At 73.7% G+C, this 10,868-nt stretch carries 7 protein-coding genes; 5 read left to right on the forward strand and 2 right to left on the reverse strand.

All coding sequences use genetic code 11. From position 1 onward, the window contains the following. Positions 1–247: 247 nt before the first annotated feature. Entirely contained in the window at positions 248–1,045 is a 798-nt protein-coding gene (locus ADL12_RS14380; RefSeq protein ID WP_062702297.1) for a hypothetical protein, read from the reverse strand. Between the two features lie 333 nt (positions 1,046–1,378). Here ADL12_RS14380 and ADL12_RS14385 point away from each other — a divergent pair, with 333 nt between their 5' ends. The 5 genes from ADL12_RS14385 to ADL12_RS57700 all read left to right on the forward strand — a co-directional run bounded on the left by ADL12_RS14385 (position 1,379) and on the right by ADL12_RS57700 (position 9,612). Then, a complete protein-coding gene (locus ADL12_RS14385) occupies positions 1,379–2,101 on the forward strand; it encodes a hypothetical protein (protein WP_062702298.1) in 723 nt (240 codons plus the stop codon). A 235-nt stretch (positions 2,102–2,336) separates the two neighbouring features. Further along, positions 2,337–2,552, forward strand: a complete 216-nt coding sequence (locus tag ADL12_RS53965; RefSeq protein ID WP_159053167.1) for a hypothetical protein — start codon at positions 2,337–2,339, stop codon at positions 2,550–2,552. A gap of 447 nt (positions 2,553–2,999) precedes the next feature. After that, positions 3,000–4,964: a hypothetical protein gene (locus ADL12_RS14390; protein WP_062702300.1), complete on the forward strand. Its 1,965-nt coding sequence runs from the start codon at positions 3,000–3,002 to the stop codon at positions 4,962–4,964. Further along, the gene (locus tag ADL12_RS14395) at positions 4,964–5,377 is read left to right on the forward strand and encodes a hypothetical protein (RefSeq protein ID WP_062702302.1); all 414 of its coding nucleotides are present in this window, start codon (positions 4,964–4,966) and stop codon (positions 5,375–5,377) included. Before ADL12_RS14390 ends, ADL12_RS14395 begins: the two co-directional genes overlap by 1 nt. Before the next feature lie 422 nt (positions 5,378–5,799). Next, on the forward strand, positions 5,800–9,612 hold the full coding sequence (locus tag ADL12_RS57700) for a hypothetical protein (protein WP_279617143.1): 3,813 nt from the start codon (positions 5,800–5,802) through the stop codon (positions 9,610–9,612). Here ADL12_RS57700 and ADL12_RS54965 read toward each other — a convergent pair. After that, a complete protein-coding gene (locus tag ADL12_RS54965; protein ID WP_167364406.1) occupies positions 9,553–10,350 on the reverse strand; it encodes a hypothetical protein in 798 nt (265 codons plus the stop codon). The genes ADL12_RS57700 and ADL12_RS54965 overlap by 60 nt on opposite strands. Between the last annotated feature and the right edge of the window lie 518 nt (positions 10,351–10,868).

The following is a 10,868-nucleotide window of genomic DNA, read 5'->3' on the forward strand; positions in this document are numbered from 1 at the left end:
GGACCCGGCCCCCACCCCGCACGCGGCCCCCGACAGGGGGCACGCCCCCGCCGGCCAACGGCCGGCCCCGCCTCGAAGTGCTGCTCCCCGTCCACGTCCTCGCCGCGAGCCGTCTGGGCGCCTTCCCCCGGTCAGCCCCATCCCGACCGTCCGGGCCGTGCGCGACCGCGTCAAACGCTGGTGCCACCGCTCGCCAGCTGCTGCGGCTCCGGCTGCCGCAGTGATCACCTTGTCCTCGTTGGTGCGGTCACGTGTACGTGTCGAGTGCGGTGGCGGCCCCGCACAGTGCGGTGACGTCCCGCAGGAAATACTGCATCGCCCTCACGGCGGCACCGTCGCTCTGGTCTGCTTTCCATGGGTTGCGGCCCGGCAGGAGAAGACGGTCGAGGGCCTGTTGGGCGGCGGTGTCCGAGTCGGCGGCGATCCAGCCGTTGCCGGGCAGGTTGGGACGGACCTCGTTGTAGAGGATGTTCCACCGGCTCTGCACCCGGGTTCGCCAGTCGTCCATCGGCGCCCACTCGGCGCTGTAGTGGGCGGGGAGAGACCTGAGAGAGCGGCGGGGGCGTCCAAGCGGGCTGGGCAGCAGTGTGTCGAAGTCGGCGAGGAAGCGCCCCATGTCCTGGTCGCGGGAAGAAGCACTGCTGGGCAGGTCCCGGATGCCGGTGATCTGGTCGCGCAGGTCGGTGGCCCTGGCGGTCAGGTCGGCGAGGTCGGCTGCGCTGAAGAGCGAGAGCAACTCCCGCTGGAACTGGGTGGCTTCGGCGCCAGCGCGCGCCATGGCGAGTCTGGCCCGGCGGGCGGCGTCCTGGTCGCTGGCCAGCTTGTTGAACAGGAGCAGCGCGGCGGGGACACCGAAGCACACGCCGGTGGCGGCGGAGTAGATGTTGAGGAAGTAGTCGTGTCCCGCCCACCAGTTGCTGCTGTCGAGCCGCAAGCCCTCGACGAGCAGGACGACTCCGGCGGGAATGAGCACGTAGGTGAGGATCCGCGTCGACCGTGGCTTCTCGGTCCACCAGCGGCGTATCCGGGTGATCAGTTGTTGCACGTATGGCCCCCTGCTTGTGTGCGCTGCGGGGACGGTAGCGGAAAACGCGACCTGTCCAAGTCCAAGCTCCAGACGTCTCCGCGGTCTCGTGTCCGGACGCCGCCGGTACTGCCGCGCTCACCGCTGCGTCGTGCTGGAGGGGTGAGCGCGGACCGGCGGGGGAGGGCGGGTGGTTTCCGCTACGATGCCGACCGGCAGGACGCGCACCGCCTACCGCCGCCGCTGCACCCCGCCCGCGCCGGGACAGCTCAGACGGCCAAGGTCCCCACCCGGGCCCGCGACACCCACCCGCACGACTGCGGGCAGGCGCGGGGTGCCCGGAGAGAAGTCGTCATGCCACGCAACCAGTCCCGCGCCGGCCGGCGCGCCCGCCTCGTGCAGAAGACCACGGGCACCAAGGGCAAGTACACCGAGCTGCTGCGCGAGGAGACGCGCCCGCGGTCCGTCCGCAGGGAACCCGTCCACGCCGAGCCCGTCCGTCGGCTCGCCGCTCACCTGCGCGCCGACCTGGGCGCCGACGGGGAGAAAGCCGCCCGCCTCGTGGACGAGGCCCTGGCCTGGACGCTGAAGGACAGCGGGCTGAAGCAGGCCCTGCTCCGGATGCCCTTCAACTCCGCCGCCCGCGCGCGCCGCGTCGCCGCCCTGGACGAGCACGCCGTCGGCGAGGTCACGGTGCACGACGCCCCCCTCGTCCAGGTCGTGTACGAGGTGCTGGAGATGGCCGCCGAGGAAGAGGACCTGGTGAGCCCGGACCTGCTGCGCGCGGCCGCGGATGTCCTCGACAGGCTCGTCGGCCACCACAACCACATCTGCAACTCCGCGATCTACGGGGTGCGGGCCGGCGGATGGCTCACCGATACCAGGATGTGGGAGAGGGTGTACACCACGACGGCCCCGGCCGCCGTTGTCGCGGCGGCGGCCCTGCGCACGCTGCGGGAGGCCGCCCGCATCCCGGACGAGGACGAACTGACCGACGCCGACTGCATGTTCACCCTGGAGGAGGCCGCCCGCTTCGCGCGTACCGCCGCCGACCTCGCCGTCCACCCGGCCGCCTGACCCAACGCGGACGGACCCGCTGCCCCGCGCCGCGCCCGGCACCGGGCAGCACCCCGACCTCTCCCCGGTCCACGGCCCGCCGACGGCTTCGTACGACGCCGCGCCTCCCGGCCGGGCTCAGCCCGACCACCCGGCATGTGCTCTGTACCCGCCCCCGCTCCGTATGGTGGTTGACCTGCCGTTTTGGTCGAAATCCGAGAATGGGTGACCGGCCGGAGCGGATGGAGGCCTTCGAGTGGACGAGGTCGGCGGTGCGCGCCGGCGGGGCGAGCGCCGTACGGCGCTGACCGCGTCCGCGGGCTCGTCGCAACTCGGCGGCCCGGCCCGGGGGTTCGTCCGCCGTACGGCCGCCGTGCTCCCGGAGCCGGGGAAAGCGCGGGTCCCGGGACGTCGTGGAACGGGTCCGGCCTGCGGCTCGTCACCCGCCGCGCCCCGCGGCGAGGCCGTATGACGGTGTCGTCCGCTGCGCCTCGGCGGAGCGGACGTCGAGGTGACCCGCCGGCCGTACGGTAGGCGACCCCCACCCAGCCCCTGACGGGCCGTCGGGCGAGATCGTGCAGGTCGCAGCCGGTCGGATCGGAAAGACCGTCAACTCGTGTGCTGCGCCCGCTCGGAGGGGCGTACCCTGTTGTCATCGTCGCCGCCGAGGGCGGCCTGTTGCGCAGCCGGTGGACACCGCGGTATCCACCAGCAAGACCTGAGTACGCCGCCTGCACGTCACGGGGCGGGTACCCGGATCCGCCTGCGGGTCACCGAAGCGACGCCGGGTCAGCTCAGCGACGGACCGCGGTCCTCACCGGGCGGGCACGGGTGCGTTGCGCTCCGATGGCGCTCTGCTCGCGTACGCCGGTCACCGGCCGCGAGCCCGCCTCGCGCCGGCCCATTCGATTGAGGCCCTGTGAGCACCATCGACATCCCTGACGAGCACGACGACATCGACGGTATCGAGGTCATCGACATCCGTTCCGGCGACCGCTCGACGCCGTTCGTGCACCGCGTCGAGCCGGTCAGCAAGACCACCAAGGCGATCAAGTTCCTCGAGAGCCACCCCGACGTCCGGATCTCCGCCGCCGCCGTCCGCCGGATCGCGTTCGGGGCGGTCGAGCCCGGACTCCTCGACGGCGCCCGCCTGGAGCGCCACCGTGTGGAGACCGGCTGGCTGAGCGTCATCACCTACCGCGCGTACACGCTGCTGCTGTCCCCCGCGATCGAGAACGACCGGCTCCTGGACGAGGCCCACTACGCGGCCGACCCGGACACCAGCAACAACCAGCGGGTCCTGGCCATGCCCACCGCGCACGACACCGACGCCACCCTCGTCTACGCCGACGCCATGGACGACCTCCTCGCCGCCATCGACCGGGCGTCCAAGAGCGTGAGGAAGAACAACCCGCAGGAAGTCGGCCGGCGCATCGTGGAGCGGCCGCTGACGGCCGTCCCCGCCACCTTCCTCAACCCCGGACGCCACCCCGACGACGACCTGAGCCTCGTCGACGGCAACAGCCGCTGGGCGTCCTGCACCGCCGACATCACGGTCCCGGCCAGCTCGATCCGCCCCACCAACGCCAAGGACCCCGACAGTCTGCTTCCGTCCCACCTCATGCGGCTTCCCCTCACCGAGCGGCGGGATCTCGTCCGGGAGATCGTCAAGAACGCCCACCGCGACATCAACGGCGCCACCGGCACGAGCAGGGCGGCCCGTGCCAAGCGCGACCAGGCCGCCAGGCTCCTCAACGCGATGACCGTCCCGGTGCAGGTCATCGTCGGCTACACCGACGACAACCCGTCCATGGGCATGGGACGCTTCCCCGTCGCGGTCCGCTCGCTGCTGATGCGCATGAACGTCGGGGTGAAGCAGTTCGATCCGTCCTCGAAGAACGGTGTCACCGCCGAGGAGATCGTCACCGCCCTGTTCGACTCCGGGGAGCTCGGCGACGACGCCCAGGCCGTGCGGGACGTCCTCCTCGGCCGCGCCGATGTCACCGACGCCATGAAGTCCCTCGGCCTCAACCCCGCCTTCCGCGACCTGCGGTTCACGTTCGTCGTCCAGCAGCTCACCCGCAAGGAACCCCGACTGAACGCGGTCATGGCCGCGAAGCTCGACAAGCGTCGCCTGCAGGTCACCCACCGCAGCGGTCCGATCGTCGAACTCGGCCTGCGCTCCTACTCCAGCCTCGCCAAGGAGAAGCTGGCGCCTGTGCGCACCGCGCTGGACACCGGCTGTCTGTGGCAGGCCCTCGCCGACCACGAGTGGTCCGTCGAGAACATCGACAACGACCAGGCCGTGGACGACCTCCTGGAGCGCGCCGACAACGGCGACGTCCCCGCCCGGCTGCTCCTCGGCGTGCTCGCCATGGTCACCCTCGTCACCAGCGGCTACCTCCTCGCGCCCGGCGGCTCCGCCGAGCAGATCGTCGGCAACATCAAGGTCATGCGCGCCGGCGTCGGCACGGTCATCAAGACCGTCCTCGACACGAAGGAGGGCCGGCAGGTGCTCGCCGACGCGATCAAGCGGATCCGGGCCGGCCTGGAGCCGAGGTGGTGGGCCGACGGCCACCTCGTCGAGCAGGACGGCTGGAAGGGCAGCGACTTCAACGCCCACCTGCGCCTCGCCGCCAACCACGGGTTCGCCCCCGAGGGCTACCAGAACGATCCCACCGCCACCGAACTGGAGGACAAGGCCCTCACGGCCTTCCAGACGTCCCTCACCGCGGCCGGCGCCGACCTCGACGACCTGATCGCCCTGCGCAAGATGAACGGCACCACCACCGAACTCTCCTGGACCGTCGTGGAGCCGTCCTTCAAGCAGCTCAGCTTCATGGGCAACGACCTTGCCCGCATCGCCGAGAGCGAGCCGCGCTGATGACCGACACCACCTGGGCCGGCGTCGTCGTCATCACCGACGAGCGGTACGCCATGCTCGCCCGGCTCGCGGGCCAGTGGCTCGTCGAACCGCAGCCCGAGCCGATCCCCATCGGCGAGGACTCCGGGTACGAGGACAAGGCCATCTACATCGCGGTCAACCGCAACGGCAACGCCTGCTACTGCGGAAAGACCGCCCCCACCCGGGCCCTGAACCGGGGAGCCGCGGCGACCAGGCTCGGCCAGCACACCAACCGCAGCACGTCGAAGCGGGACGAGTGGGTCGAGTACTGGGTGATCCCGCTGCGAGCCGCCACCCCCGGCCACGTCGTCTCCACCCTGGAGAAAACCGTGGCCGCACGCCTCGGCATCCCGCTCGTGCACCGGACGCGCATCCCGCGCCGACGCACCTGACCCCCGGCCAGCCGAAACCACGGCCGGCACCGGAAACACACAAGGGCCCCCGGCACCGGAAGGACGGTGCCGGGGGCCCACCCGCTCCGGGGCCAACGGCCCGGTCCCGCACCCGACCGACCAGGGTCCCGAAAGGGACCCGGCCCGCACCCCCACGCGGCCCCCGACAGGGGGCACGCCCCCGCCGGCCAACGGCCAGCCTTTCCCGATCGAAGTGCTGCTCCCCGTCCGCCCTTGCCGCGGCTGCGCACCAACCTGACCACCAGGGCACTGGGCGCCACCTGAGGGGCTTTCACAAATTCACACACTTTCACGCACGCGCTCATGCAGCAGCGGGCGGCCGTACGGCGACGACCGTCGCCCGGTCGGCTCCGGACGAGGCCCTACGGCGTCCGCTGCGCCCCGGTGCCCAGGCCGTGGTGATGAGCAGCAGCGTGCCGCGGTCGTACGCCGCCCGCCTCTCCTCCGTACGGCGGGCGGGTGTCGGCGGCCAGCACGCGGGGGAGGAGCGGCAGGATCGGGCGGGTGGCTATGGCGGATCCGCCATAGCCGGCCCGGGGTGGTGGCCAGCGGGCTACGGTGCTGCGGTGAACGACGAGGTGGGGGCGCCGGCCGGCGCGAGCACGCTGCCGGAGGTCGACGACGTCCTGGCGGCGGCTCTTGAGGCTCAGGGCGAGGCGGGCGTACGGGCGTTGGGGCTGCTGCGGGATGCGCACCGGGTGCTGACCGGGGAGGGGTTCGTACGGCCGGCGGAGGTGGCCGCGGCGTGTGTGCGCTCCGCGGCGGACGCGCTGCTGAGCCTGCCCGGCGCCCTGGTCACGGCGGGCCTGAAGCCCGCGGCGAAGGACCTGCTGGCCGCGGTGGACGCCCTCCCGTCGCCGGTTGCCGCCGAGGATTCCCCGTCCGGCGAGCTGGCCGCCGGGGCCGCCAACTCCAGCCCCGGGGGCCCGGTGGGCGCGGGGTGGGAGCGGGTGTCGGCAGCGGCCGAGGTGCTGCGCGGCGAGCTGGAACGCCCGGGTGGCTTCCACCGGGCGCGAGCCCGCGGCATCGTCGAGCGGCTGACCGGGGTCACGCTCGGCGCGGCGCAGGAGACGGCGCTGGACGTGTGGGGAGCGGTCTACGGGGTGGCCTCGGGCATCCTGCACGGCAGCGCCGCCGGCCCCGGCGAGGCCGTCCAGCTGTACGCCGATCTCCTCGGCGCGGCCCACCAGTTGCTGGTGCCGCTGCCGGACCGGGCGGCCCGGGTCCTCGAACTCGCCGCCCTGACGCAGCCGGGCGCCGCCGAGGCCGCCGAACTCGCCCGCTGGTCGGACCCGCGCGCCACCGACTACTTCTTCCGCTGTGGCCCGGCGCCGAGGTGGCTGAACGTGCTGCAGGAGCACGCGCCGCACCTGCTGATGCCGGACGGGGCGGTGGGCGGACGATGGCCGGCCGCCCCGTTCCTCGAGCACGTCGCCGGCGCCGACCCGGATGCCGCCCGGGCGTGGCTGGCCGCACCTGCCGGCGAGGGCGCCGCCGCGGTCGCACGCGCGCAACAGGTCGCCGCGGCCGGCCGGTTGGCCCTGGACGGGCTGCTGGGCCTGGCCGTACGCCACCGGGACGTCGTCGACGCAGGCCAGCTGCGCGCCGTCCTCGCCGACCCCGGCGTACGGGACGGCGGGGGCCCGGCGGTGGGGGCGACGCTGCGCCTGGCAGCGAGGTGGGCGCGAGCGGTCCCGCGCACCGAGCGGACGCGCGCGTGGATCCTCGTGGTGGAGGGGCTGCTGGCCGGCGCGGTCGACGACGAGCACGCCGGCCACCTGTCCCTGCGGGCCGTCGCCGAGCGCGCGGCCGCCGCCGAAGCCCGGGCCAAGAAGGCTCTGGCCGCCGGGGACGTCGCCGCGGCGGAAGCGGTGGTCGCGGCCGCGGTGGCCGGCGAGGAGGAGGCGCGGGAGCTGATCGCCAAGGAGACGGCCGCGCGTCTGCCCGGTCACGAGGCCGCGGCGCTGCTGCGCGAACTCGCGTGCACCGCCTACCCGGCCGGCCGCGCCGCCGGCGCGCACCCGAACATCACGGTGATCCGGGCCGTGCTGGCTGGCCTGCTCGCCCGCGACATCGCGCTGCTGCCCGAGGCCTCCCGACCGCTCGTCTTCGGCGGCGACCTCGACCTGGTGCACGCCGGTGATCCGGCCGCGTACGGCGGGCCGAGGCTGGCGCGCACCGTGCTCGACCTCGCCGCGGCGGACGCGGACGCCGGCGTGCACCTGGCCGAGCGCACCCGCCCGCTGACCCGGGTGGCCCCGGTCGACGGCCGGCTGCACGACCGGCTGCTCGCCGCCCATCTCGCCGCCCGTCCGCCCGCCGGCGGATTGGCCGAACAGGAGTGGTGGGAGCAGGCCGTCGTGCTGGTCCCGCGCCTGCTGGCCGCCGAGCCCGCGCCGGAGCCCGCCCGCCTCCTCGACCTCGTGCTCGGCACCTGCCCGCCCGAGCGCGCCGTGCAGCTGGAGGCGGACGTTCGTATAGCGCTCGGCACCGCGCCGTCGGCCGCCCAGGTGGCCGAGGTCCTGCCCGCCGACGCCGAGCAGGACGACGGTCTCGCCGAGCCGCTCGCCTCGTGGCTGCGGGTGTGGGACTGGTCTCCCGTCCTGCCCGCGCGGCTGCTGGCCGACTGGGAGCCGGTGCTTGAGGCGGCGCGCCGCCTCAAGCCCGCCGGCCCGTCCGACCCGCGTACCGCGCCTGTGCTGGAGCCGCACAAGGCCGCCACAGTGCTGGACGCCGAGGACCTGGCCGAGGTGGCCGCCGGGCACGGTCCGGTGGCGGCCGCCGCCGCTCTGGCCACAGCCGACGACGCCGGCGCCGACGGCTACGCGATGGTCCTGCACCGCCTCATCGCCACCGACCCGGCCGCCTGGACCGCCGACGTGCCCGCCGTCCTGGCCGCACTGCAGCTGCCGGAGCTCGGCGCGTTCTACCTCGCCGCGGCCGCCGTCCTCGCCGACCGCCCCGGCGCACTCCCCGGCTCTGCGCTCGCGGACGCCGTCACCGCGGCGCTCGACGTACGCCGCCGCCTCGACGAGACGACCTCCGCCACCGACACCGCGGCCGCCGACGACCGGAGCACCGCGGTGTTCTTCGCCGACCAGGCCCTGTTCGACCTGATCACCACCGTGTGGCGCACCGACACCGCCCTCGCCGACGACCAGGCGAAGGCCGTCCTGGCCCACCTGCACGCCCTGGCGGCCCCTCTAGCCCGCCAGGACACCCCCACCGACGGTCCCGGCCCGGCAGGCGGCGGGGGAGTGGACGCGGCGCTGCTGGGGTCGGATCCGGGAGTGCGGGCGCTGGGGTGCCTGCTCGAGTACGCCGTCCACCGGGCCCGCACGCAAGGGGAGATGCCCGCCGACGTCCTTCAGACGGTGGCCGGCGCGCTCGCCGCGCGCGGGGACCAGGACGCGGTGGCCACCGCGATCGGGGTGCGCCTGCCCGCCCTGCACCGGCACGCCCCCGCCTTCGCCACCGACCACCGCACCGCGCTGTACGGTCTCGCCCCCGGCCGTCCCTCGCCGGCCGACTCCTGGCTGCGCTGGGGACCGTACGACCGCCAGGTCCTCGCCGCCCTGGAGCGTGCCGAGCTCCTCGCCGCGCTGCGCGACGCCGACCCCGGTCCGGCGCCCGGCGCCGCCGCCCACACGGCGGTCGTGCTCCTGGCCGACCCCGCCTTCCTGGGCGATCCGGCCGTCTTGTGGGCCGAGTTGGCCACAGGCACCGGGGGAGCGGACGCGGCCGGCCTGCTGCTGGCCGCCATCGCCTCCCGGACTCCGCGCACCGACGGCCCCGCCTGGCCCGATGCCGCCGAACGGCTGGCCGCGGCGGCCGACCTGTGGCGCGCCGCGCTCGCGGCCGGCCTGCCGTCCGGCGCCCTCGCCGGCGCGGGCGACTTCGCGGACACCGGCCTCGACGAGGACCTGTGGCTGTCCCTGACGCGGGCGAGCGCCGAGCACACCCCGGCCCTGACGGACGCCGACCTCGTCGCCGAACGCGCCGCCCGCCACCCCGACAGCGAGGACGCACTCCTCCTGGCCGCACAGCTGGTCACCCACCCCGCCGAGACCGGGCAGGACGCGGCCGTACGACGCCATGCCCGCGCCCTGCTGGACGCCGCCGCTGCCCGGCCCGCACACGAACACCCCGCCGTGCTACGGGCGTTGAGGGAAGCACTGGTCAACTCCGGAGACATCGACGCCGCCCAGGCCTGAACCGGCGTTCGACGGCGCCGAGCAGCTGCTCACGCGAGCCCGGCGGCCGACGCACTGCCGGGTGCTGCCGTGACCGGCGCGGTGGTTCAGGACGTCCTCCAGGACGAGGCCCGTCTCGTCCGCGACCTGGACCCGCCCGGCCAGCGGCGGCCGAGCCCTCCCCGACCCCGTCAGCTCAGCCGCGGTCAGCTCCACCCACACCACCGCCAGCCGCTCCGACAGCAACACCCGCGCCCACCGGCCCAGTTCAGCCCTGCGCACCCGCAGCGCCTCGTGCTTCTCGGCCAGCCGCGCCAGATGCCGGCATGCTGCGCACACCCGCCGCCCGTCGTGCTCGAGCAGCGGCAGCTGGCCAACGGCCCCGCACCCCTCACACCCCCGCCCGACTGCCCGCCGCTGTGCCGCGGCGGCCAGCTGGCGGCCGGTGGCCGTGGTGGGGACGGACTCGGCGACGGCGTACAGGTCGAACGTCTGTGGCTTCCCCCGCCAGTTGAAGTCGCGGACGCGGGCACGGACGGGACCGCCGGGACGCCGGGGCGGGTTGGCGTCGGCCAGCCGGGTCCGGGTGACCAGCCCGGCGGGAACCTCGCTCCAGCGCTCGTACCGCACGGGCCGGACCTCAGCCGCCGCGGCTGCCGCACCGATCCCGTCCGAAGCGGCGGCACCTCCCGCCGCCCGCTCCTCACCCGTCCCGCGCGTACCGTCGACTACGGCGACTGCTGAATTCGTGGCGCTCAATTCCCCAATTCCTTTCCGTGCCCTATCCTGTTACGGGTTGCCTTTCTCTCCCCGCAACTCCGTTACGTGTTACGCGTCCTTTCCGGAACCCGTAACAAACCTCTAATGGGATTCCCTCGGGGCTGACGCTCCCTCAATTCAAACGGATCCGTTTCTGATGCCATGTAACCCGTAACAGAATACGTACCAATTCAGAGAGGTCTAGTCCACTCAGAACCAAGCATGGAAGATTGATCTGATGTACCGTCAGACAGCAACGATCCGGCACCAGTCGCCAACCTCCCCTCGTTGCTGCCATACTGTAACCACAGCAGACCGGGGCCGGGAAGCCCGGAGGGCGCCCCGGACCCACCCGGACCAGAGACACAAACCCCCTTAAACCGGAGACATTAAGCCTCTGAACAGGGAAAATAGAAGATCAGGCCGCTACCCAGACGGGGAGTCACGCCCGCCGGCACGGTGAATGCACCCGAGGCCGGCACCCGAGACCACGGGACAAAGACAACAGAGAGTAACGT

It is taken from the genome of Streptomyces regalis, assembly GCF_001509475.1.
Classification (GTDB): Bacteria; Actinomycetota; Actinomycetes; order Streptomycetales; family Streptomycetaceae; genus Streptomyces; species Streptomyces regalis.

Coding starts and splice junctions, on each gene's coding strand:
- ADL12_RS14385 (WP_062702298.1), top strand. CDS start 1,379: ATGCCACGCAACCAGTCCCGCGCCGGCCGGCGCGCCCGCCTCGTGCAG.
- ADL12_RS14395 (WP_062702302.1), top strand. CDS start 4,964: ATGACCGACACCACCTGGGCCGGCGTCGTCGTCATCACCGACGAGCGG.
- ADL12_RS57700 (WP_279617143.1), top strand. CDS start 5,800: ATGAGCAGCAGCGTGCCGCGGTCGTACGCCGCCCGCCTCTCCTCCGTA.